General features: G+C 41.2%; 17 protein-coding genes. 12 read left to right on the forward strand and 5 right to left on the reverse strand.

Features of this window, described 5'->3' with window-relative positions:
• Positions 1-37: 37 nt before the first annotated feature.
• Together galK and P2W73_RS05490 are read left to right on the forward strand one after the other, a co-directional pair.
• Positions 38-1,204 carry a galactokinase gene (gene galK / locus P2W73_RS05485; protein ID WP_276500992.1) on the forward strand — a complete coding sequence of 389 codons (1,167 nt, stop codon included), beginning with the start codon at positions 38-40 and terminating at the stop codon, positions 1,202-1,204.
• The gene (locus P2W73_RS05490; protein ID WP_276500993.1) at positions 1,191-2,240 is read left to right on the forward strand and encodes a UDP-glucose--hexose-1-phosphate uridylyltransferase; all 1,050 of its coding nucleotides are present in this window, start codon (positions 1,191-1,193) and stop codon (positions 2,238-2,240) included. The genes galK and P2W73_RS05490 overlap by 14 nt, the downstream gene beginning before the upstream one ends.
• A 616-nt stretch (positions 2,241-2,856) precedes the next feature.
• On the opposite strand, the gene P2W73_RS05495 is transcribed toward P2W73_RS05490, so the two are convergent.
• The 3 genes from P2W73_RS05495 to P2W73_RS05505 all read right to left on the reverse strand — a co-directional run bounded on the left by P2W73_RS05495 (position 2,857) and on the right by P2W73_RS05505 (position 5,387).
• On the reverse strand, positions 2,857-3,078 hold the full coding sequence (locus tag P2W73_RS05495) for a hypothetical protein (RefSeq protein ID WP_276500994.1): 222 nt from the start codon (positions 3,076-3,078) through the stop codon (positions 2,857-2,859).
• A gap of 249 nt (positions 3,079-3,327) precedes the next feature.
• Positions 3,328-4,299 carry a hypothetical protein gene (locus tag P2W73_RS05500; protein ID WP_276500995.1) on the reverse strand — a complete coding sequence of 324 codons (972 nt, stop codon included), beginning with the start codon at positions 4,297-4,299 and terminating at the stop codon, positions 3,328-3,330.
• Positions 4,300-4,361: 62 nt separating this feature from the next.
• The gene (locus P2W73_RS05505) at positions 4,362-5,387 is read right to left on the reverse strand and encodes a LacI family DNA-binding transcriptional regulator (protein WP_276500996.1); all 1,026 of its coding nucleotides are present in this window, start codon (positions 5,385-5,387) and stop codon (positions 4,362-4,364) included.
• Between the two features lie 163 nt (positions 5,388-5,550).
• Here P2W73_RS05505 and P2W73_RS05510 point away from each other — a divergent pair, with 163 nt between their 5' ends.
• From P2W73_RS05510 to P2W73_RS05540, 7 genes are all read left to right on the forward strand, one after another.
• Entirely contained in the window at positions 5,551-8,592 is a 3,042-nt protein-coding gene (locus P2W73_RS05510) for a SusC/RagA family TonB-linked outer membrane protein (RefSeq protein WP_276500997.1), read from the forward strand.
• Positions 8,593-8,628: 36 nt separating this feature from the next.
• Positions 8,629-10,125 (forward strand): RagB/SusD family nutrient uptake outer membrane protein, encoded by a 1,497-nt coding sequence (locus tag P2W73_RS05515; RefSeq protein WP_276500998.1) that lies wholly within the window; start codon positions 8,629-8,631, stop codon positions 10,123-10,125.
• Positions 10,126-10,209: 84 nt separating this feature from the next.
• On the forward strand, positions 10,210-11,007 hold the full coding sequence (locus P2W73_RS05520; protein ID WP_276500999.1) for a sialate O-acetylesterase: 798 nt from the start codon (positions 10,210-10,212) through the stop codon (positions 11,005-11,007).
• Positions 11,004-13,841 (forward strand): glycoside hydrolase family 2 TIM barrel-domain containing protein, encoded by a 2,838-nt coding sequence (locus P2W73_RS05525; protein ID WP_276501000.1) that lies wholly within the window; start codon positions 11,004-11,006, stop codon positions 13,839-13,841. Before P2W73_RS05520 ends, P2W73_RS05525 begins: the two co-directional genes overlap by 4 nt.
• A gap of 9 nt (positions 13,842-13,850) precedes the next feature.
• Positions 13,851-16,454, forward strand: a complete 2,604-nt coding sequence (locus tag P2W73_RS05530; protein WP_276501001.1) for a glycoside hydrolase family protein — start codon at positions 13,851-13,853, stop codon at positions 16,452-16,454.
• 18 nt (positions 16,455-16,472) lie between these two features.
• A complete protein-coding gene (locus tag P2W73_RS05535; RefSeq protein ID WP_276501002.1) occupies positions 16,473-18,203 on the forward strand; it encodes a sodium:solute symporter family protein in 1,731 nt (576 codons plus the stop codon).
• 29 nt (positions 18,204-18,232) lie between these two features.
• A complete protein-coding gene (locus P2W73_RS05540; RefSeq protein ID WP_276501003.1) occupies positions 18,233-20,515 on the forward strand; it encodes an FAD-dependent oxidoreductase in 2,283 nt (760 codons plus the stop codon).
• Here P2W73_RS05540 and P2W73_RS05545 read toward each other — a convergent pair.
• Positions 20,496-21,704 (reverse strand): alpha-hydroxy acid oxidase, encoded by a 1,209-nt coding sequence (locus tag P2W73_RS05545; RefSeq protein ID WP_276501004.1) that lies wholly within the window; start codon positions 21,702-21,704, stop codon positions 20,496-20,498. The two genes, P2W73_RS05540 and P2W73_RS05545, sit on opposite strands and share 20 nt — an antisense overlap.
• Positions 21,705-21,918: 214 nt before the next feature.
• Positions 21,919-22,296 carry a MarR family winged helix-turn-helix transcriptional regulator gene (locus P2W73_RS05550; protein ID WP_276501005.1) on the reverse strand — a complete coding sequence of 126 codons (378 nt, stop codon included), beginning with the start codon at positions 22,294-22,296 and terminating at the stop codon, positions 21,919-21,921.
• Positions 22,297-22,768: 472 nt separating this feature from the next.
• Between P2W73_RS05550 and P2W73_RS05555 the strand changes: the two genes are divergently transcribed.
• Genes P2W73_RS05555 through P2W73_RS05565 form a run of 3 tightly spaced genes read left to right on the forward strand, consistent with a single transcriptional unit; the run spans position 22,769 to position 25,523 of the window.
• Complete coding sequence (locus P2W73_RS05555; RefSeq protein WP_276501006.1) at positions 22,769-23,212, forward strand: MaoC family dehydratase; 444 nt, start codon at positions 22,769-22,771, stop codon at positions 23,210-23,212.
• A gap of 5 nt (positions 23,213-23,217) precedes the next feature.
• Positions 23,218-24,381, forward strand: a complete 1,164-nt coding sequence (locus tag P2W73_RS05560) for an ABC transporter substrate-binding protein (RefSeq protein WP_276501007.1) — start codon at positions 23,218-23,220, stop codon at positions 24,379-24,381.
• Positions 24,378-25,523, forward strand: a complete 1,146-nt coding sequence (locus tag P2W73_RS05565; protein WP_276501008.1) for a CaiB/BaiF CoA transferase family protein — start codon at positions 24,378-24,380, stop codon at positions 25,521-25,523. Before P2W73_RS05560 ends, P2W73_RS05565 begins: the two co-directional genes overlap by 4 nt.
• Positions 25,524-25,545: the final 22 nt, after the last annotated feature.

Raw genomic sequence — 25,545 nt, forward strand, 5'->3', positions numbered from 1 at the left:
AGTAATTTTTAAGTTTCAATATTTATTCAGAAAAAAGATGGTAAAGAAAATCATAAGAACATTCAAAGAAAAATTTCCCGGAGAGCCGGAGGTATTTCGTTCACCCGGTCGTATTAATTTAATAGGCGAGCATACGGATTACAATAATGGATTCGTGCTGCCTGCTGCTATTGACAAAGAAATAATTATAGCGATCTCATTAAATCATACGGATGATTGCAACTTTTATGCGACAGATGTTGATGAAAGTTTTTTCTCCCCAATTGATGAAATACAGCGTTCCTCACAGGTGTGGCCTGACTATTTAACGGGAGTAATAGTTGAGTTTCAAAAAAAGAACACTCAGCTAAGCGGAGTAAATGTTGTGATTGGCGGCAATATACCCATTGGAGCTGGCCTGTCTTCATCCGCCGCTGTTGAATGCTGTATGACCATGGCTATGAATGAACTTTTTGAAGCAGGAATGACGGAAATGGAAATGATAAAGCTGTCGCAAAGGGCGGAGAACAATTTTGTCGGGGTACAATGTGGCATCATGGATCAGTTTGCCAGTATGATGGGCAGGGAGGGGCAGGTGATAAAACTTGACTGTCGCAATCTTTCGTATGAGTATTTCCCGTTGCGCCTGGGTGAGTATGCCATCATTTTGTTTGATACGGGAGTAAAACATTCGCTGGCTTCATCAGAATACAATACACGGAGAGAAGAGTGTGCTGAAGGCATTAAAGCCTTGCAGGAAATCTACCCTCGTATACAAAGCCTGCGGGATGTTAACCCATTACAGGTAAATACATATTTAAAGAAGATCGTGACCGATGAAATTTTCAGGCGATGCAAATATGTAGTAGAAGAAAACCTGCGTGTACAGATAGGCTGTGAAGATTTGCTGAGAAATGACATAGAAGCGTTTGGGAAAAAAATGTTTCTGACACATGAGGGGCTAAGTCAACTGTACGAAGTGAGCTGTCCTGAACTGGATTGGTTGGTTACCAAAGCAAAAACAGATAAGCGGATATTGGGCGCAAGAATGATGGGAGGCGGTTTTGGCGGATGTACCATCAATATAGTTCATCAAACAGCCATCGATGAAATAAGCAGTGATTTCGGAGAAGCTTATAAAAATAAATTTGGCATCGCGTTGAAAACTTACCCTGTACAGTTGTCAGGGGGAACATCCAAAATAAAACTCTATGAATATGTTTAATACAAAAGCGTACCCGCACAGAAGACTTAACCTGCTTACGGGAGAATGGACTCTCGTCTCTCCTCACAGAAATAAAAGACCCTGGCAGGGAAAAGTAGAAACATCTCACACTGATGAAAGACCTTTTTACGACGAGACCTGCTATCTGTGTCCGGGAAATAAAAGGGCCAACGGAGAAACCAATCCGAAGTATAATGAGGTATTTGTTTTTGAAAATGACTATGCGGCATTATTAAATGATACACCCAATGGCAATGAAAACATAGAAAATTTATTGGTAGCTGAAAGTCAAACAGGCATTTGCAGGGTTGTCAGTTTTTCACCAAGACATGATTTAACCCTTGCAGAAATAGAAGCAGATGAAATCGCCGGTGTAGTTGATGTTTGGCAAAAAGAATTTCAAAGCCTGGCACAAAATAATAATGTTAGATACATTCAGATTTTTGAGAATAAAGGAGAGATAATGGGATGCAGCAATCCGCATCCGCACGGCCAAATATGGGCAAGCAGTGAGATTCCAAATGAAATCATTAAAGAAACTTTTCAGCAGGAAAAATATTATTTGCAAAACGGGCGAAGCCTCTTGTCGGATTACCTGGCTGTTGAATTAAAGCAAGAAGAACGCATTATTTATCAAAATGAATCTTTTGCAGTGCTTGTTCCATATTGGGCAGTATGGCCTTTCGAAACGATGATTGTCAGCCGCAGGCATGTACAGGATATTTCAGCATTCAGCAAAGAGGAGAAAAAAGATTTGTCGTATGCGTTGAAACATCTGTTGGTGAAGTATGATAATCTGTTCAACGTGTCATTCCCTTACTCCGGAGGCATGCACCAGCGTCCTGTAAATAATGGAAAACAGGAGGCCTGGCACTGGCACATGCATTTTTATCCGCCATTGCTTCGTTCGGCTACTATAAAAAAGTTTATGGTTGGTTATGAAATGCTGGCTAATCCGCAACGGGATATTACTCCGGAGCAGGCTGCGGAAAAGATTCGCTCAGCTGCCCATATTCATTATAAGCACAGGAAGTAAAAGTATAAATGAACAGGAAGAAGATATCAGTTACTGGTGGTTTGGTCTTTTTGGTTCACATATTACGCCATCCGTTGAAATTTTGCAGGAAATGACGCATCGATCATAATCAACGAACCGTTTCAAATGAAGATAATAGACACGCTAATAATGGCAGACTCACAAAATTCCAATGGTCTCCGGCTTATGGATTAAATAATACATTTACTTCTAATTAACGATGGAGCTAATAAGCCTAATCAAAAAAAAGGTACTTCTATTCATCCCGAAGTAGCCAACCTGGTAACAAATATTCGAACTTCAGTTTTTTTTGATGTTCTTTTGGAACTCAATAAATTCCATTTGTTTGTATTCATTTGGTAATCTTGTTCGATTCCAGCTCTTTTAAATGTTTCAAAGCAGATCAAATCGTTCAAGGGCGTGGTCAGGAGCCACCTCGAAAATCAGCTAAATTATAAATTGATTTGTAACTTGATACGCTAATATATTTGATTCTTGTCGGGACTCGAAGAAATCACCGGTGAGATGAAGTAAAGTTGCATAAAGTACAATAAATAGCTTTGGTAAAAATGTTTTGTACCGAATTTGTACCACATAGCACCTTAAAATTTAAGAATCAAATATTTCCATTTTCTGTATCGGCAAGTAAGCCACTTACCCCACTTAACTTTATTTTACTTATTCCATTCTTTTGCAACGTAGTACAGATAATCATTTCAGGAAACTGACGTTTCTTTTCTCCATTTTTCAGTACACTACCACTAGGTTTAGTCATCAAAAAACAATGCAGTGGCTTCAAAAGAGCTACTTTCTCAATCTGGTTATCACTTTTATTCATGTTGATTCCCTGATCAAAAGCTTCGTTTTTAACACCACCGTTTTATGGTTTGTTTTTATTGCCTCGTTATTTCCCTCGTTGCTGATTTCTTTTAAAACCATCCTGGCGGCTTCTCGTCCGAGGTCAAATGTAGGTTAGGTCACTGTAGTAAGCGCAGGATCGACTAATTCAGAGGACAGGTTAACTAGCAGCAGAAGGTACAGTGAGAATTAATGGCAACTATTGTCGATCTTTTCTTGTTTATAGCAATTAAAAGTGCCTGACGAAATAGGCCACCATTTCACCATTTGTCAGTTCCTTCATATTCCCTTCAGGGTAGGAATACAATTTACACCTGAATCTCATTTTTACTTTTACGTAATATTTGCCATTAGAATTATAACCGTCTGTCAAACCGACTATTTTAACATAACTTCCTTCCTGGTTATTTCCAAAATGGGTGGCCCAGGTTTTACTATCAGAATCACTCCAGGCGATCAGCATCCCGTCTGTTAACTTTCCACAAGTCTTCACTGCAAAGCGGTAAGCGTCGGGCTGAAAAAAAGCCTTGAAATCAGCACCAGTCAAAGCAGGATCGAGGGTGCCGATATAATTTTTTTGAATAGAAATGGCGCCTGTGCCCGGAGGAGGCGGAAACATATTCGGGGCGATCCCGCATCCCACGGAACCTGAGTCTACCGAAGGACTCCACATACCCACCTGCCGCGAAGGATCGTTGTTGTTATTGGTTAATTGATAATCGATATTATCCAATGTTAATTTAAAATAGGGAGTTTCATCAGGCACCATTTCCGGTGTAACATTCCGGTCTACCACCGAAACATAAACATTCACCTGTCGCGTATCTGATTTAAAGGTATGAACAAAGTTGCCGGGTAAAACGGGAGTACCCTTTGGAGCAACTGAAATATATTGTGGACCTGTGGTATTGACCGTACCGCCACCTGAAAACGAAATACCATTGGTCGTATCGCTTTGATAGCTCCATTCCCCCGGTTGTAACACATCAACTTTTACCTGTATGCTGTCGGCGTCGGTTATTGGCTCGCCGGTAAAATAATCTCCGCTGACAATGATATCAGAACAACCGGATAACGGAGCGATTGTAAATATTGCTTTAGATACAGTGGGGGGGGCAGCGTCATCTTTGCTGCAACCTGCAAGAAGCAGGCATATGCAGCTTACAATCGCAAAGCATTCAAGGGTTGATTTTTTCGTCATGCTCAATATTAAATGGCCGTAATGATAGTTAATTATTTTAGTTTTTCATAGGTTAGCCTTATTCATGTTGATTCTCTCACCAAAAGCTGAGTTTTTAATACCACCGTCTTGTGGTTTGTTTTTACACCTTCGTCATTTCCTTCATTGCTGATTTCTTTTAACAGCAGCCTGGCGGCTTCCCTTCCGAGGTCAAATGTAGGTTGAGCCATAGTAGTAAGAGCAGGATCGACTAATTCAGAAGACAGATCATTACTAAAACCTACAACAGCTATATCCTGCGGAATTCGCAATTTATTTTGCTTTATGACTCTCATGGCTGCAATGGCGGTAGGGTCGTTCATGCAAAAAAGCGCATCGGGTGGTGGCGAAAGGGTTAAAAAATGCTGAACATAAATTTTTACTTTTTCCAGCGAGAGATCATAAGAAATAATCAGGTTATTATCTATTGGGATTTTATGTTTCTTCAAAGCATCAAGATACCCTTGCAAACGAAGTTTACTGTTTATCAGTGAATCAGGCCCGGCAAGATGTGCTATTCTTTTTCTCCCTTTTTTAATAAGATGTTCTACGGCAGTAAACGCCGCTTCATAGTCATCCACCACTACTTTAGGTGTATCCAGCAAATCTGTAACACGGTTAAACATGACCAAAGGAATGCCCCTTCTTTGTATCAGTTTGAAGTGATCAAAATTCCTGGTTTCCTTTGTATGTGATGCGATGATGCCATCTACTTGCTGGGAAAGCAACAATTTTACATTTTCTACTTCCCTTTCATAATTTTCATTGCTATGGCAAATAAGGCTTTTATATTTCTCGGCTTCAAAGATTTCTTCAGCTCCTTTTATGATGGAGGGAAAAAATGAACTCATTATTTCAGGAACTAATATACCTATCAACAATGTTTTTTTGTTAGCCAGGCTTAAGGCTAATGTGTTGCGTTGGTAGTCCAGCTTTGCAGCCAGTTCGAGCACAGCAATCCTTGTTTTTTCTTTTACGCTGGAATGTCCCAACAAAGCTCTTGACACGGTTGACTTTGAGATTCCCAACTCTTTCGCAATGTCTATAATTGAAATTTGGTGTGACTTCATTTAAATGGTTGTTCAAAATTGATTGATGGTAGAATATAAAAGTAGACATTTTGGGAACATTCCCAAAAAAATGGGAACATTCCCAAAAATAATAATTCAAAAAAAGAGTTTTTGTTTCATTTTTTTACTTCATTTTTATGCTACAAACAAAAAAACGACTGCCATGCTTAAAAAATTTCCTCGTTTATTTCCCCTCATCTTTCCACTTATACTTCTTACTGCTTTTAGTGTTAATGCAGTTGCACAAACAGTCACCGTCGCCGGAACAGTGACAGGTAGTAACAATGAGCCATTGTCAGGTGTAACCGTTACTGACAAGCAATCCAATAATGCCGTAGTCAGTAATACCAACGGGCAATTTTCTATTAAAGCATTGTCTTCCTCGTCTACGCTTGTATTTTCTCATACAGGGTTTCAAGCAGTAGAAGTTTCTTTGAATGGGCAAACCAATTTGAAGGTCAGCATGCAGTTAGCTGCAAGCGAACTTACCAATGTAGTGGTGGTTGGTTATGGTACCCAGAGAAAAGCAGCTATAACTGGTTCGGTGGCCACCGTAAAAGGAGATGAACTGAAACAAACTGCAGTAAGCAACCTGGCACAGGGGTTACAGGCCAGGGTGGCAGGCGTTCAGGTTACGCAAAATTCGTCGGCGCCGGGAGGGAATATCAGTGTTCGTGTGCGGGGTACTAATTCATTAAATGGAACATCCGAGCCGTTATACATTGTAGATGGAGTACAGATTGCAAACAGCGGCGGCGTTACAGATATCAGTCCATTGTCTACCATCAATCCCAATGATATTGAGTCGATCGATATATTAAAAGATGCATCGGCTACCGCTATCTATGGTGCACGTGGCGCCAATGGGGTAGTATTAATTACCACCAAACGCGGACGCAACGGCGCCACCCAGTTGAATTTTGAAACATATTACGGCGTGCAGGAAATAACAAAGAAACTAAGTGTAATGAATGCATCGGAATTTGCCAGTCTTGAAAACCAGATTTATAGTCCTACCGTTGTATATTCCGATCCTGCTTCATTAGGAAAAGGCACCGACTGGCAGGATCTCCTCTATCAGAAAGCTCCTATCCAAAGTCACCAGCTTGCCATTTCCGGGGGTTCTGATAAAACACAATTTTCTCTTTCGGGCAATTATTTTGACCAGGAAGGGATCGTTATCAAGTCTGATTTCAAACGCTATTCTTTACGTGCTACCATTGATCATAAGATTAATAAACGGGTAAAAGTAGGTACAAGCATTCTTAGCAGTTATAGCATCAATAAGGGAATACCTACAGGTAGCCAAAGTCTTGATGCAGCAGTAACCACTGCCAGTGTCGTGGGTTCTGCACTGGGTGCGCCTCCAACATTGGAGCCCTATCGTCCGGATGGAACCATTTGGCCTTTTGGCGAACAATTCAATAACCGTTACCGTGAAGTAATAAATCCATTAGGCCTTACGGAAGTACTGAACCAAACGGCAATTAAGCGTACATTGGCGAATGTATATGGAGAAGTAGACATTACAAAGGGCCTTGTTTACCGTGCATCTTTTAATACTGATCTTCAAAGCAGTCTTACTGATTATTATTCTCCAAGATATATTATTGCTGCACGTGATTTAAATGCGAATTCAGGGTCTGCGTCAAAATCGAATGGCAACAGTACTTTGCTATTACACGAAAGTATTCTGACCTATTCCGCCAATTTCGGCCAAAAGCATTCTTTAAAATTCACCGGTGTTTATGCAGCACAGAGCTCTCAATATAATACCAATAGTATTTCTGCCACCGGTCTTCCGAATGATGATACCAAAAATGAAGCATTAAATCTTGCAGTAAACCGCAATGTCAGCAGTTACCGGGAAAAACAAAAATTGCAATCGTTTATGGGACGGGTTAACTATGGTTATGATGACAAATACCTGTTAACACTAACGGTAAGGTCTGATGGTGCAAGTGTATTTGGCGAGAACAATAAATACAGCGTCTTCCCTGCTGTTTCAGCGGCTTGGCGTATTACGCAGGAAAAATTTATGGAAAATGTGTCATGGCTCAACGATCTTAAGCTTAGGGCGAGTTATGGTGTGACAGGAAATGCCGGCGCTATTTCTCCCTATAAATCCCTGTCATTGTCAGGTCCGGGTAGTAACTACACCTTCAATCATGTGTATACCATTGGTATCAGCCCTGTTGGAATTTCTAATCCCAACCTTAGCTGGGAAAGCTCAACGCAGGCCGATATTGGTCTTGATCTCGAATTATTCAATAACAAGGTTGGAGTCGTTATTGATTACTATAATAAGAAAACGGATAAATTATTATTTGACCAGGCTCTGCCATTTTCAAGTGGTTATAGTACCATCACTAAAAACTTCGGCAGTATTGAAAATAAAGGATGGGAATTTGCTGTGAATGCCAGGATACTGCAGGGAGATTTTAAATGGAATATTGGCGGTAATCTTACTTTAAATAGAAATAAAATATTGAGTATTGATGGCGGACTTACCAAAGAAAAATTTGCCAATGGAAGCACCGTTGCTGTATTAAAAGAAGGGTCACCCGTGGGTTTATTTAAAGCCTATATTTTCGATGGTATTTACCAGACAGGTGAAGCAGTAATGCCGGGATCTGGCAGCCGTACCGGTGGTACGAAAGTAAAGGACCTGAATAAAGATGGTCAGATTACTGGTGCTGATCAAATGATAGTCGGCGATCCCAATGCAGATTATATTTTTGGTCTTACTACCAATTTATCCTACAAAGGTTTTGATCTCGGAATATTTCTGACAGGCGTGCAGGGAAATGATATTTACAACCTGAGCCGTTATAGTTTCGAAAACCCGCTTGGTCAGCGTAATGTTTTCCAACCACTGGTTAATCGTTGGTCACCCACTAATCCTACGAATGAATATGTGAGCGGGTTCCAGGGTCAGCGTATACCGCTTACCGATCGTTTTGTGGAAGATGGTTCATTTATCAGGTGTAAAAATATCAGCCTGGGATATAATTTCACTTCCATAAAAAATGTAAGAAATATCAGGGTGTATGTAAGCGCAATGAACTTATTTACCATTACTGATTATAGCGGTTACGATCCGGAAGTAAATACGTACGGTAACGATAACCAGCGGATTGGTATCGATAATCTTGTTTACCCCAATTCAAGAACCATCATGGCAGGTTTGCAAATCGGCCTTTAATTTTTATTTCATTCAAATTTTACTAAATAGTTAGTCATGAAAAATAATTCACTTATTTATATAACCATACTGCTGATTGTTCCTGCAATGACAGGTTGTAAAAAAAGTTTGGAAGAAGATGTTTATTCACAGATTTATACAGAGAAATTTTATAAGTCGACCAATGATGCGGAAGCGGCCATTACTGCTGCCTATGGCCCATTTGGGGATATGCATAATGGCCCTGCTCCAAACCTTATTGCCGATTTCAGTGCCGACCAGGTTTATCCGAGGCCGGTAGTTGCACGCAATACTTTTACGTTGTTTAATTACGATCCCAATTTCACTTCACAGAAAAGTTTCAGTCGTGAATTTGAATCTCCTGTGCAGGTATGGCGCAGTTGTTATGCCGGTATAGAAAAAGTAAACTGGGTTCTTGATAAAGTTCCCGGTACCAGTATGGATGCAGCACGTAAAGACCAGATACTCGGAGAAGCCTGGTTTCTTCGTGGATTATATCACTGGATGCTGGCGAAAAACTTCGGTGATGTGATCATTAAAATAGCACCCAGCAGAACAGAAGAAGAAGCGTTTTTTGGCAAAAGCCCGGTGGCAGATGTATATAAACAAATCAATGAAGACCTGGAAAAAGCGGTTCCTCTTCTTCCTGATTACAGCGCCACATTAGTAAAAGGTCGCCCAAGCAAACAGGCTGCATTGGCATTACAAGCCAAAGCTGCATTGTATGCAGAAAACTGGTCCGTTGCATTGGCAAAAGCTGAAGAGGTTATTAATTCCGGTAAGGTGGGTTTGATGCCTGATGTAAAAACAGTATTTGAATTTGCAAAAGAAGACGCCGCACGATTTGAAAACTTATTTGCTTTTGAAAGCGAAGGTACAGCGGCGCCTAACCGTACATCGCAAATCACTTCATTATTTGGCCCGCCAAACAGTACAGGCCCTGAGTATTCGAAATCTTCTTTTGGTTCTGCTTTTGCCTATCCTGCTTTCTTCGCATCATTCAACCCCATTGATAAAAGAAGGACTTTATTAGATACCAATTATATTCATGCAAATGGATCAGTTGTTCCTCAAAAAAATATAACACCCATTACGCCGTATGGTGTACTGGTTAAAAAATACCAGGACCCTGTAAGCACAAATGGCACAGGAAGCAATATTCCTATTCTCCGTTATGCTGATGTGTTATTGATTGCTGCGGAAGCGGAAGCAAGACAAACAGGCGCCACCACCAAAGCTTATGGCTATATCAACCAGGTTCGTACAAGAGCGGGACTTCCGGATCTTACAGCGGGACTCAGCCAGGAAGCTTTTATTGATTCTGTGATACAGGAACGTAATTGGGAATTGTTTGCTGAAGGTGACCGTTGGTATGATCTTACCCGTACAGGAAAATTTATGACAGTAATCCCACTGGCAGTTAATGATATTTATCCTGTTCGTCAACCTGAGTTAAAGCATAAATATTTTCCAATACCACAGGATGAAATCAATGCCAATCCAAAAATCGCTCAAAACCCGGCGTGGAAATAAACAGATATTTAATTCTTCATTTGTTCATTGATGCGAGAGAATGTCATTAAAAAATTTTGCTTCCTGGTTGTCATAACGCTTAACATGATAACATCTGCACATGCACAAGACAAAGCGTTATTTCTTATTGCGGGACAAAGCAATGCAGTTGGGCAGGGAAATAAAGATTCATCTATATCATGCAGCATTCATACAGCTTTTGAATACCGGATGAATGATACCAGTCTTTTGCCACTCCGGGATCCTGCCGGTGAGAACTGGCAAAATTTTCAGCGGGCGAATACGGGGAGTTTTATTCCGGCTTTTGCCAAACAATATCATAGTCAAACGGGCAAAGCGGTGCTGATCATAAGTGCGGCACGTGGAGGCAGCAGTTGCCATACCAAAGCAGAATTAGAAAATTATGGTACCTGGGCCATCAAAGGCAATATGCCATTGTTTGAGAACGCATTGGTAAAAACAAAGCAGGCTATGCAGTATTCAGCGCCACCATTAAGCGGGGTGATCTGGAGCCAGGGCGAACGCGATGCAAATGCTATTAACACCGGTCAACTTACAGCAACAGAATACGAAGCTGCATTAATTGACCTGATCGGCCGCTTCCGTAAAGTGTTGGGTGAAACACTGCCTTTTTATATTATTCAAACAGGCTTTTATAAAAATCACGCCAGGGAAGGATTTGATGAAGTAAGGAAAGCGCAGGAACGGGTGGCGGGACATTCGCCCAATACCTTCCTTGTATATACCAATACCGGCGAATTTGAAAAGTGGGGTTGGATGAAAGATGAAATTCATTACAGTCAGCAAGGCTTGAATGATATAGGAGAAAAAATGGCAAACGTTATTGCGCTGATCGAAAAAACAAGTACAACCAAACGATGAAGAAAATAGTATTTCTTTTTATACTCACTTCTGTTTTAATAACAAGTAACAGTCAACAAAATACCGGTGAGTATTTAAAAAGCCTTAATGGTAGCTGGGCATTTAAAACAGATCCTAACGATATTGGTGAAAAACAATCATGGTTTGGTGAAACGGTTAATACATCATCATGGGACAGTATGACTGTACCGGGCAACTGGGATCTTCGTAACGAATATTCGCATTATGTAGGAAAAGCATGGTACAGGATTTCCTTTTCAATACCAGATATCAAAAAAGAGCAGGTGGTTAGATTATTATTTGAAGCAGTGTATCATGATAGTAAAGTGTGGTTGAACGGAAAACTGCTGGGAACAAGCAATAGCGGTTTTCTGCCTTTTGAATTTGAAATAAATAAATTTTTAAACGATGATAAACCCAACTCTTTGGTAGTATGTGCGGATAATACTTTTCGCCGGGGAGCCATCTGGAACTGGGGTGGTATACGCAGACCGGTAACGCTTGTAGTTACTGGCCCTGCACGAATTGTTCAGCAAATGATCTCTTCACAAATTGATCTTGATAAAAAAACAGCAGCAATAAGTATTAAACTTTTTGTGAAAAATACGGATAGCAATCCGGCCCGGTTGCAAGGCGAAGTAGTATTATCCAATAAAAATGGTTTTGAGAAAATAGTGCCTTTTGCTATAACTGTGGGGTCAGGCAATACCGCCGAAACCATTGTTCGTACTACCATCAACTCAAAGCAATTGCATTTATGGAATTGCGATGATCCGTTCTTATACCAGAGCAAAGTGCGGATTAAAAATAATACCAGGGTATTACATGAAAATAAAACTGCCTTTGGCCTGCGCAAAATAGAAGTAGATAATAAAAAGTATACTTTTAAATTGAACGGGCAATCGATGCGGGTAATGGGTTTCAATCTTGTTCCTGATGACCGTACTACGGGCAATACTTTGCCGCTTTGGCGTATAAAGGAAGATATAGACCTGATGAAAAGTATGGGAGCCAACATGGCCCGCCTCACCCATATGCCCATGCCAAATGAAATGCTCGATTATCTTGATGAAAAAGGTATCCTTATTTTTTCTGAAATACCATTATGGGGGTATGATCAACTGGTGTTTAAGAACAGTCCTGTTCCCAAAGAATGGTTATCAAGGTTAGTCATCACTCAGTTTAATCATCCCTGCATCATTGGATGGAGTGTAGGAAACGAAATTGGTCATGTGCCAGGTGTTAATGATTATGTTGAAGAAGCAACAGCTCATGTTCGTACATTGGATACAACCCGTACGGCTGTTATGGTTAGCCATTCAGCAGATCGTACCAATAATGATCCCATTAAATTTTCGGATATTGGATTGATCAATAAATACGGCAAAGGGATTGGAATGCTGGCTGATAAAATTCATGACATTTATCCGGAAAAATTATTGTTCTATACAGAATATGGCTATAACCAGTTTACTGAAAATTTAGATGGCGATCTAGATGCAAAAGGCTTGATGGATTCTATACGCTTTAAGCCTTACCTTATGGGTGCTTCGTTATGGACATTTAACGATTATCGTAGCGCTTTTTATGGTACAAAAGAATATTCTGAAAACAGGCCATGGGGAATTGTAGATGTGTTCAGGCAAAAAAAGAAGGCATGGTATTCCTTTCAAAAAGAATATGCACCTGTTCGTGAATTGAAATTGGAGAACATTGTAACTGCAAAAAAATCTTCAGCTACCATTATTATCAAACCACGGCAGCCACTTGATTTGCCGGCCTATCCATTAAGCGGGTATAACCTGGTTTGGAATATTTCTTCGGCAGACGGCAAGATTCTTACAGGAGGATTTAATGAGCTGCCTTTTATAAAACCGGGTGATGCTGAAATGAAGTTTCCTATTAGTTGGGATATGCCCGAAAATACTTTTAAATTAAAGGTTGTACTATTGTCGCCATTAAATTACTCGGTAATCGATACGGTTGTTTTTTTACAAAAACCCATTGCTCCTAAAATTATATATGCGTCAGGCGTACGTACCCTGATGAACGATTTAAGGGAAAACGGGGGAGGGCTGAGAGTCGTTTTTGAAAAAAATTCTTCTGCCAGTTTTTATAAATTGAAATATGGTAAAAACGAATTAACTACTGAAACGCCACTTACCCTTAATAACTATTTCGATGTACCAAAGCTTAATTACGGAGATAATTATAAACTCGCTGTTATAGCTGTCAATTCATTTGGAGAGAGCGAGCCGGTAAATATTGTTACTGTTAAAGTAGAGACAGAATATTCTCCACCATTAATTGCTTATACCGAAGCGGCAAATAATGGCTTTTATGTAGGCTACCCCACAGCGGAAGATGATTATTTGTTCCAGGTTCAATACACGACAAAACCGGGTGATTATTCAGATGCGGCAACACTGCAAACCACCAACCAAGGTGTTTTGTTTGTACCGGGATTACAAAACGGACAAACTTATTATTGCCGCATGCGCCGATGGAAACACAATACTTATATCACACCCTGGAGTGAAGAAATAGCGGTTACTCCCGACGGAGGCTTATCACCTGCGAGTCCAATACTGGCAGGAGTGATAAGACAAGGGAAGGAAGCCATCATTTGCTTTGAGCCGGTGAAAAAAGCGACCGGCTATAAGTTGGAATATAGAGACATCAACGGCGGTGAATGGAAAACCCAAACGATCAATGCTGCACAAATCAATCATTTTAAATTAACCGGGTTAATGCCCAAACTCAGTTATGAGTTTAGGTTGGCAACACTGAATCAAAATGGACAATCCGGTTATTCACAAACAGTGAGAGAATAAAAAAATAAGATGCGATTCAATTTCATAAAAGGATTTAGTGTTATGTTGCTGTTTTGCGTGCAATCGGTAACAGCGCAGCAAGCATTACAGCTTCAGAATAAAAACGTTTCTTTAAAATGGAAGCAAACAGCAAAAGGCTTTCAGCTCTCGCAGGTTGCTGTGTGGAGCAACGGGAAGTTTCAATCGTTTCAACATCCTTCAGGCGAATTCACTTTATTGTATAGCGAACAAAAACCTGATACCGCCTCATTGATTAATACATTAGGAAAAGAAGTGCAGGCATTTCCCGGTTCGTCGTATAAATATATTGTAAGAACATGGCGGGATAACCTGCGGCCTGTGCCAATGAACACTGCAGGAAATGCTCTTCATTTTTTTCCGGATAAGGGAAAGAGAATAGGAAACAATACCATCCAATTTTCAAAGTCAACAGATGCCGCCATCATCAATTCCACCTGGCAATTGGATGATAGCAATCCCAATGATATCCTGGTAACGATAAGCATCACTTCGCTTAAGCCAGGCTATTTTTCTATTGCAACCCCAACCCTGGCCATGGTAAAAGAATCCGAATTGAAATGGGGTATTATACCAGGTCTTTTCCAGGGCAGTAGCCTTGAAGCAAATCTTGTAGAGAGTTATGGGTATGGACATGGCATTCCGAACAAACCAATAATAGTACGTGAACGAACGGCATCAACTTTATCGCCCATTCTTACCAACAAAAATGGATTGTCGTTGGCTGTGATACCAGCACCCGGCACCGCCCGCGATCCATGGGAAAGTAATGTCAACACACTCAATGTTTGGACACTCGGACTTTCATTAATGAACCGTAAAGCGCAGTTAACTCCTACTGCATATCACCCCGTGTTGGGTGAAAAAGGCTCTTACCTGGAGCAGGGAGAAAAAGTTAGTTTTTCATTCCGCTATACGTTGCAACCCGCAACCTGGTATACCATATATAAACATGCAGTAAATAAAGTGTACCGCTTTGCTGATTTTATCAGTTTAAAACAAACCCGTCAATCGCTGACTGATCGCATATTAGCGATGCAACAATATTTGCATAACGATAGCATATCCATGTGGCGGGTAGAAGAATTTAATAATCGCCAAATTGGCGCACAGGCTTATCTCGGCGGAGTTGTTGGCAGTGACCGCGATGCCATGAAAAACTCCGACTACGGCGCCATGTGGATGCTTGCAAACATAACAGGTGACAGTATTTTATTGCAGCATCGTCTTCCTTATGCCCGTAATTTTAAACTCGAACAACAACAATCGGGCAAGGGTTTTTTCCAGGGTGCAGCTATAGGTCAATACTATCTTAGTAAGAGCAAAAAATTTACGGAAGAGTGGGGTACTTATGTTGAACCGATGGGGCTTACTTATTATACCCTGCTCGATATCGGAAATATTTTACTCTTCAATCCTGCGGATACCGAATTAAAAACAAGATTACGATTAGGTGCCGACCAGTTACTGAACTGGCAATATCCCGATGGGCACTGGGAGGTAGGTTATGATCGAGCTTCTGAAAAAATTGTATTTACAGATCTGAAAGATTATCGTCCTACTTTTTATGGCTTGCTGGTGGCATACCGTATTTTGGGTGATAAAAAATACCTCGATGCTGCTATCCGCGGAGCGGATTGGTTTATCAAAGAAGCAGCTAATAAAGGTTTTTTCCTGGGCGTATGCGGTGATCTTCGCTTTGCACCTGATTTTGCCACCGGCCAAAGTGCACAGGCAATGCTTGACCTGTTTGAAATTACCGGCAATAAAAAATATCAACAATCGGCTATTGATATTGCACGGTTGTACACCACATCCATTTATACGCATCCGATTCCCACTCATGAAATAAAAACAGTGAATGGTATAAAACGGCAGGACTGGGAAATAACCCAGGCGGGTTTAAGTTTTGAGCACGGTGGCAGTTTTGGATCAGCGAACATACATGGACCTATATTATTGGCTAGTCATGCGGGATTGTTTGTACGCATGTTCAGGCTAACCGGAGATTCGCTGTTCTTAAACATGGCACGTGCTGCAGCCCTCGGTCGTGATGCTTTTGTTGATAGTGTCAGCAGTGTAGCTTCTTATTACTGGGATGCTATGAATAGAGGTGCAGGGCCTTATCCTCATCATGCCTGGTGGCAGGTAGGATGGATCACAGATTACTTGCTTTCCGAAATGGAGTTACGTTCCAAAGGAGCTATTTCATTTCCGCAGGGTTTCATTACACCCAAAGTAGGTCCTCATAAATCGTATGGCTTTGCGGCAGGTAAAGTGTTTGGCAATAAAGCCAGGTTGATATTGAATAAAGACATGGCCCGTATTAATGATCCGTACATTGACTATTTCGCAGCACGGACAGAACACGGCAACGAAATTTACCTGCTGTTATTGAATGATGATGATGAAAACAGGAGTATTGAAGTGGAACTTAATACAGGCAGTTTTTTTCCTGGCAGTAAAGCCCAGGTAAAAAATATAGGCATACTGGATGAAAAAGGAATGCAAATAAATAGCATAATAGATACGAACAAACTCCAGGTCGCTCTGCCCGCTTTTGGCCTGCGTGTTATCAAAATAATTGGCAACTAACCAGACAGAAAGAAATTCATGGACAAAACAATTGATACACTCGTCATTTTCATTTTCAGCGCTTTTGTACTGGTAATAGGTATGCTGTTTGTCCGTACGGGACGAAACATGAAATCGTTTTTTGCAGGTGGTGAGTCTGTGCCGTGGTTTATTGGCGGCCTGTCACTGTTTATGAGTTTTTTTTCAGCAGGTACGTTTGTAGCCTGGGGTTCTATTGCCTACAAATATGGCTGGGTGTCGGTCACTATTCAATGGACGATGGCTTTGGGTGGCCTTATAACCGCATTATTATTAGCGCCGCGTTGGAAAAAAACAGGTGCATTTACTGCGGCAGAATTTATTAAAGAAAGACTTGGTGCTGCTGTTCAGAAATTTTACATGTACATTTTTTTACTGGTATCGTTGTTTAGTAAAGGCTCAGTATTGTACCCTGTTGCTTTACTGGTTAGCAGTTCTCTTGGCTTTCCCCTGGTGCCAAGTACAATCGTTTTGGGAATAATGATGATAGCCTATACGGCAGTTGGCGGCTTATGGGCAGTGATGGTGACGGACATTCTGCAATTTGTGGTGTTAACAGCCAGCGTGTTGCTGGTATTGCCTCTAGCACTTAATTCCGCAGGTGGATGGACTGCCTTTACCAACAACGTACCCGATGATTTTTTTAACCTGCTCAATGGAGAATATACCATTGGTTTTATATTGGCCTTTGCCTTGTACAGCATCACCTATATTGGTGGCAACTGGACCTTTGTGCAACGTTACACGAGTGTAGAGTCGCCGAAAGCATCAAAAAAAGTAGCGCTGTTATTTGCGGGCCTTTATGTTATTTGTCCCATTATCTGGATGTTGCCCCCGATGGTGTACAAAAGCATCGATCCGTCATTGCAAGGGCTTGATGCTGAAAACGCTTATTTGCAGGTATGCAAACTGGTACTGCCTCCCGGCCTGATGGGCCTTATGCTGACGGGCATGTATTTCTCTACTTCGGCTACGGCAAACACAACGCTTAACGTCACTTCCGCTATCATCACCAACGATATTTATAAAGGTATGTTCAGGCCGCATGCGTCTGACAAATCGTTGATGATAGTCGCCCGGCTTTCATCGCTGTTGCTGGGTTTAGGTATGATAGGAATAGCATTATTGGTACCTGCTGCGGGAGGTATGATTGAAGTGGTATTAACAATTGCTGCCATCACAGGCGGACCTTTATTGCTGCCAGCCTTATGGGCATTGTTTTCAAAAAAGTTGAGTGGCAAAGAAGCTTTCATTATTTCAGCCGTTTGCCTGCTGATCAATTGCATTTTCAAATTCATAACACCTTATTTGTTGGAAATAAGATTGGACCGTTCGCAGGAAATGTTGCTTGGAACTGGTTTGCCATTATTGCTGTTGATGGTTACTGAATTTGTTTCAGTAAGGAAAAAAGTAAGTGCTGATTACATCCGGTATAGTTCATCTAAGCAAGAAAAGAAAATGAACCTGGCTTTGGAAACACCCGATGAAAAGAGGGCTATTTTAAAGCAAAATCTTTTTGGGTTAAGGGTAATAGCATTTGCATTGGCCTTTACTGCGCTATTGCTGGTAGGGATAAGCTTTGTGAGCACTTCAGGTAAAATGCTCGTGCTTGGTATTGCAGGCGTCATTTTGCTGTCGGCTATTATTCCTTTAAGGGCAACGCGAAAAATAAAACTTCAATTGTTGACCATTTCCACGGAGAAGACCGCCGTAGCAGAAGCTGTTTTGTAGAAATATTGATTACAAGGAAACAAAAAATTATGATTAAAGAGGAAGGAATATCGCAACGATCATTGCATACTGTAAAATTAAGTGCCGGGCTTGTCATTGCCGGAGGTGGTTTATCGGGAGTTTGTTGTGCCATTACAGCAGCAAGGTCGGGATTGAAAGTTATCCTGGTTCAGGACAGACCCGTCCTTGGGGGAAACTCCTCGAGTGAAGTAAGGCTTTGGGTGTTGGGCGCCACTTCTCACATGGGCAATAACAACCGTTGGGCAAGGGAAGGAGGTGTTATCGATGAACTACTGGTTGAAAATATGTACCGCAACCCTGAAGGCAATGCGCTGATATTTGATACCATCCTATTGGAAAAAGTAACAGAAGAACCAAACATTCAATTGCTCCTGAATACTGCTGTGTTTGAAGTAGAGAAAAAAGATGCCGATACGATCAGTGCTGTTACCGCTTTTTGCAGCCAGAACAGTACGTTATATACTATTCAATCCAATCTTTTTTGCGATGCCAGTGGTGACGGTATCATTGGTTTTTTATCAGGCGCTGCGTTTAGAATGGGTGCTGAATCAAAAGATGAATTCGATGAAAAGTTTGCACCGTCGAAATCGTATGGAGAGTTGCTGGGTCATTCGATGTATTTCTATTCCAGGGATACCGGCCAGCCTGTAAAATTTATTCCGCCGTCTTTTGCATTGACCGATATTACGAAGATACCACGGTATAAAAGTTTTAATTCACAGGAAGATGGTTGCCGTTTGTGGTGGATTGAATACGGGGGGCGGCTGGATACTGTACACGATACGGAAAAAATAAAATGGGAACTCTGGAAGGTGATATACGGTGTATGGAATTATATAAAAAATTCCGGCAATTTTCCTGAAGCTGAAAACCTCACGCTGGAGTGGGTGGGTCATATACCCGGTAAAAGAGAAAGCCGTCGTTTTGAAGGTGATTATATGTTGTCGCAAAAAGATATTGTGGAGCAGCGTCAGCATCCCGATGCGGTGGCTTTTGGAGGTTGGAGCATTGACTTACATCCGGCCGATGGCGTGTTCAGCGAAAAACCCGGTTGCAATCAATGGCATCCCAAAGGCATTTATCAAATTCCATATCGTTGCCTGTATAGCCGCAACATCAATAACCTGTTTATTGCAGGCCGTATTATCAGTGCATCACATGTGGCATTTGGTTCTACGCGGGTGATGGCTACCAGCGCTTATGTTGGACAGGCAGTGGGTATGGCCGCTGTAATAGCTGCGAGGGAAAATGTATTACCAAAACAAATTGGTTCAACCGTTCTGGTGAATGTGTTGCAGAAGAACCTTATCAGGATAGGTCAACATATTCCGGGAGTAATTCTTAAAGACGAAAATGATTTGGTGCAAAAGGCAATGATTCATGCATCCAGTGAACTGAAATTGCAGGCATTCCCGGAAGATGCCGGTATGTTTCAATTAAGTTTTTCCGGCGCCCAGATGATCCCTTTGAATAAGGGTAAAATAACTGAAGTGAATATTCATGCCTTTGCTAAAGAAAAAACTATCCTCGATATAGAGTTGCGTATCAGCAGCAAGCCCGATCATCATACACCGGATGTGTTGATAGAAGCTAAGCGCATACAACTTAACGAAGGAAAAAATTGTATACCGCTTCATTTTGTCAATGAAATGACACATGCAGCTTATGGCTTTATTGTATTCAGAAAAAATGACATGGTAAGCATCCCCATTAGTTCAAAAAGAGTTACGGGGATATTATCTGTTTTTAACATGGTTAATAAAGCGGTGTCTAATTTTGGCAGACAGGAACCTACAGAGGATATTGGCGTAGATTCTTTTGAGTTTTGGATACCGCAACGCCGGCCAAGGGGGCATAATTTCGCTATGTCATTTAAAACACCGGTTGCAGCATTTTCGCCTTCCAATGTAAAAAATGGCATTGCGCGACCAACCAATCAACCCAATGCATGGGTTGCCGATTGGAATGATAAAAAGCCAATACTTACTATCAATTGGAACGATCTGCAAACTATATCAACCATTGAATTAAGTTTTGATACGGATTTTGATCACCCGATGGAATCGGTATTGATGTCGCATCCTGAACATGTAATGCCGTTTTGCGTGAGGAGCTATAAAATAATGGATGAGGCGGGAAAGCTGTTGTACGAAAAAAAAGACAATTATCAAACGCGGAATACAATCCGCCTGGACAAAGCTGTTACAACAAAAGAATTGAAAATTGAATTTGAACAATCATCTCCCGATATACCGGTTTCCCTTTTTGAAATCAGGTGCTATGCAGAATGATTTCACCAGCCATGTCATCCGTATAGCGACTTTCCTGTTCCATTGAAACCAAATGGCGGGGAAATTGATCAGTCTTTTCACAGCACAGTTGTTCCATTACTTGTTGCAATTGGGTTTTTAATATAGCAATGGTATGATCGCCACCCTTGTTTCCCAATGCAGATACGCCGTACATAAAACTGCGGCCCATGAAGGTGAATTCAGCTCCGGCTGCCAAGGCTCTTGCAACATCAGGACCCGAACGAACGCCGCTATCCATCATAATTTTGATTTTGCCTTTATAGTTCTTTACAATGGATTCTAATGATCGCACTGCCGACTGTCCCGCATCAATCTGCCTGCCGCCATGATTGGAAACAATGATGCCGTCGAGGCCCAGTTGCATGGCGATTTCCGTATCCGCTTCGCTGGCTACGCCTTTTAAAACAAGTTTTCCTTTCCACATATCCCGGATCGGGGCGATCTTTTCTTTATTCAACCTTCCCGAAAAAGTTTTATTCATATACAGGCCAAGCTGCTTCATGCTCATGCCGGGGGGCATATAGGGCTTCATCGTGGCAAACTCTGGCTGGCCATGCAGTAAGGTTCGCAATGCCCAATGCGGTTTGCCCATGATCTGCAAAATATTTCGCAGGGTCATCTTTGGTGGCATAGCCAGTCCATTGCGGATATCACGGGGCCGGAAGCCAAACGAAGGAACATCGCACAATAGTACCAGCACATCATATTTTGCCGCCTGTAATCTTTTGATAATATCATCACGCAAACTGTTTTCAGCAGGATGATATAATTGATACCATGCCTTGCCCTGGGTCAATTCACTGATTCGTTCAATAGAAGACGTGGTAACGGTGCTTAGTATGAAAGGAATATTGTGCTGAAAGGCAGCGCTGGCAAGTATCTCAGGAGCATTGGGCCACATCAGTCCTTGTAGGCCTACGGGAGCGATACCAAAAGGTGCATCATAAATATGACCAAACAATTCTGTTTTCAGGTCAGAACTTGTATGGGTTTTCAGGTAATGCGGTACCAATTCAATCTTTCTTAACTCATCGGTGTTTTTATAAAGATTCACATCCTCGTTACAACCACCGTCCAAATACTCAAAGGCAAAGCCGGGTATTTTTTGTTGTGCCCGTTTCCGCAGGTCGTCAATAGAAGGATAATTGTTATCAAAATTCCATTTCATCTGTTTATTTTTTATTTTTTTTTGGCTCCCGATTTTGATCGGGAGAACGCCCAATAAACATTCTCCTGTGTGTCAAATATTTTATATGGGCGTTTCATGTATTAAAATTTAAGATGCAAAGAGGGTAAAAAAACAAAGGGAAAAGTACAAACAATACCTTTTCTGGTTTGCTTCATTTTTCGCATATTCTAAACTTATTTTAGCTTCTGTTTCTTTAAGAATTAAGATTGCTATTCATTTTTTGAATCACCCGGGCAGCTTGTTCTATTTCCGTATTCGTAAGGCCGGTTTCCATTAGTTTATAAAACTCATTGATCACCGGCATGAACTGCTCTTTATACTCCCTGCCCGCAGGGGTAAGCGAAATGATCCGGCTGCGCTTGTCTGAAGGATCCCCTGACCGTACCACCAATTTGCGCCGGGTCAGGTTGTCAATGATCGGGGTAATACTGGCTTTATTTTTTTGAACGGCATTGGCTATTTCCTGCTGGTTGAGATCCTGCTTGCGCCAAAGCAGGCCAAGCACCTGCAGCATTTCAAAGGTGACATCAAAATTGCCTTCCTTTAACTTGCGTTGTATATATTGTTTCATATTTAGACGAAAATTCGTCAAATTCTCTATCAAACTTTTTGAGCTTTCAAATTCCATAACAGTGATTATCGGAACACAAGAATACAACTGATTGCAAAGAAATAAAATTGTTAGTTTATGCCGGATTCCTTTAAACATATACCGGTTAGATAGTAAGATCAACAGGTTTGAGAGCTAATAGTTCTCTTTTACACCTGATAAATTACCTTTTCTCAAAACGACGGGTAGTAAAATCTTCCATCATTACAGTAAAACCTGACATTGAACAAGGGCTTTCGCCGTTCTACCTTAACATCCTGATTAGCAGTTTAGTTTTTAAGATCAAAAATCTGCGGACTGACGATTGTAACGGTTAGAAAAAAGACAGTTGCCATATGCTTTAAACATCCAGCGGGCACTTATCTCTTTATTCTGCATTTCCGCAACAATCTTCAAGCGTTATTAAAAAAGTACAAAAGATACCTAAACCGATATGTTTATAAGGAAGCATTTCGAGGAATTTGAATTGAACAGTGTTCGCAATACGAAGGGACGTACTGTTACGGAGGCGGATATTATAATACATGCAGGTCAGTCAGGAGATTTTTTTCCGCATCATATGGACGAGGAATGGTGCAAGACCCAGTCGTTCGGAAAAAGAATAGCTCATGGCACATTGATATTTACTATTGCCATTGGGCTCACTGCGGACCTGGTGAACGAAGTATCGATGACATATGGATATGAAAGATTAAGATTTATAAAACCGGTTTTTATCGGCGACACCTTACATGTAAAGGTGACGATCACTGATAAAAAGGAACACAAGAAGCCGGGTTATGGTTTGATAACAGAATTGGTCGAGTGCTTTAACCAGCGCAATGAGCTGGTGATGGTTTGTGAACATCTTTTACTGGTCAACAAAAAGATCAATTAACAACAATGGCAGCAGTTTTAAGAGGTATAACATGGGGACACAGCAGGGGTATTACACCCTTGCTGGCTGCTTCCCAGCGGTATGAAGAATTAAATCCCGGCGTTCAAATCCAATGGAAGAAGAGAACGCTACAGGAGTTTGCAGATTTCCCAATAGAAAAGTTGACAACTGAATATGACCTGTTGATCATTGATCATCCATGGGTAGGATGTGCGGCTGATACAGAGTGTGTATTGGCGCTTGATAAATATTTGCCCGATGAATATTTGCAGGATCAATTGAAAAATTCAGTAGGGGACTCTCATATCAGCTATTACTATAAGAATTCGCAATGGGCTTTGGCCATTGATGCGGCCACGCCTGCTGCAAGTTATCGGAGAGATTTACTTGAACGTAATAATATATCTCTTCCGCAAACATGGGAAGAAGTAATAGCGCTGGCGAAAAGAGGAAAGATAGCAGTGCCGGCAATACCGATAGACCTGCTGATGAATTTTTACAGCTTTTGTATTGCCTATGGTAAAGAACCCTTTCAAAATGATTATGAGGTCATAGACGAGGAAACCGGCTTATTGGCTATCGATACAATGAAAGAATTATATTCTCTTATTGATAAGAGAATGTTTGGTTGCAATCCAATCGCAATAGCCGAAATGATGAGTACTGCAGATGATTTTTGGTATTGCCCGTTCGCCTATTGCTACTCTAATTATTCAAGGCCTGGTTTTGCAAAAACGCTATTGCAGTACGCGGAGCCTGTTTCTTTTAATAAAAATAAGATCAGGACAACTATTGGAGGTACAGGGCTATCAATTTCTGCATTTAGCAAACACAAAGAAATTGCAATAGACTTTGCACAGTGGGTCACTTCAGGCGATATACAGCGTACATTGTATGTTCAGCACGGCGGTCAACCCGGTCATAGGGCTGCATGGATTGATTCTACTGCAAACCTCCTGGCAAATGATTTTTTTACGACGATTTTGCCGGTAATGGATAATGGTTATCTACGGCCCAGGTATCACGGTTACCTGCACTTCCAGGATTTTGCCGGGACCCCTTTACAAAAATGTTTGATGAGAGATGAAAATCCAAAAACAACACTGAGGGAGATGAATAAGATCTACCGTGACAGTTTAAGTTATAAAAAATCAACAGTCGTAGTATGATAGAGTTGCCGCTGAAAGGGTTAATCGTAGTGGAGTTGTGCCAATATTTGTCGGGGCCATCTGCTGCATTGCGGCTGGCTGATTTAGGAGCCAGGGTAATAAAAATTGAGCGACCCAATGGAGGTGATGCGGGCAGGAAACTGGCCATAAAAAATCTTTGGGCTGATGAGAGCTCCCTGTTATTTCATACGATCAATCGCAATAAAGAAAGTTTTACGGCCAATTTAAAGAACGCACATGACATCGATATTGTAAAAAAGATATTGACTAAGGCAGATGTACTGATCCATAATTTCAGACCGGGTGTAATGGAAAAAATTGGATTAAGTTATGCGGACACAATGACTGTTAACCCCCGCCTTATTTTTGCAGAAATATCGGGCTATGGCAAAGAAGGTCCCTGGAAAAATAAACCCGGACAGGATTTATTGTTGCAATCAATTACAGGTTTGACTTACACCACCGGCAATGGTGATAATGGCCCCGTTCCCTTTGGAATAGCAATAGGTGATATTTTAGCCGGCGCTCAGTTGGTGCAGGGCATATTGGCCGCCTTGATCCGCCGGCAAAAAACTAATAAAGGGGCATTGATTGAAGTGAGCCTGGTAGAGACTTTGCTCGATTTCCAGTTTGAACTTTTTACTACGTATTTCGCCCGTAATCAGCAACCAAAAAGAAGTAGCATTAATAATGGACACCCCTTGTTAAGTGCTCCCTATGGCATTTATAAAACAACGGACGGTTATATTGCTTTAGCCATGATGGATATTCATGGGCTCGCTGAGGCCAGCGGTTGTGATTCATTATACAGTTTTTCAAAAGAAGATGTTTTCGCTGAAAGAGATAAAATAAAAGCAGCGTTGGCAGATCAACTGGAAAAGCAATCATCAGCATATTGGATACAGCGGTTGCACGATTCAGGTCTTTGGGCTATGGAAGTATTAGATTGGGAAAAAATGATGGAGATGGATGCTTATAAAATTTTGCAAATGGAGCAAGTGATAAATTTGAAGGATAAGCAAATCATGACAACACGCTGTCCGATAAAGATCAATGGTGAAAGATTATTTACCGGCAAAGCAGCACCCTATTTAGGACAACACACTAAAGTGATTCTTGAAGAGCTATTAGAAAAAAAATAAAATCGGTGTCGTTAAAACCAAA

Source organism: Terrimonas pollutisoli (assembly GCF_029360765.1).
Classification (GTDB): domain Bacteria; phylum Bacteroidota; class Bacteroidia; order Chitinophagales; family Chitinophagaceae; genus Terrimonas_B; species Terrimonas_B pollutisoli.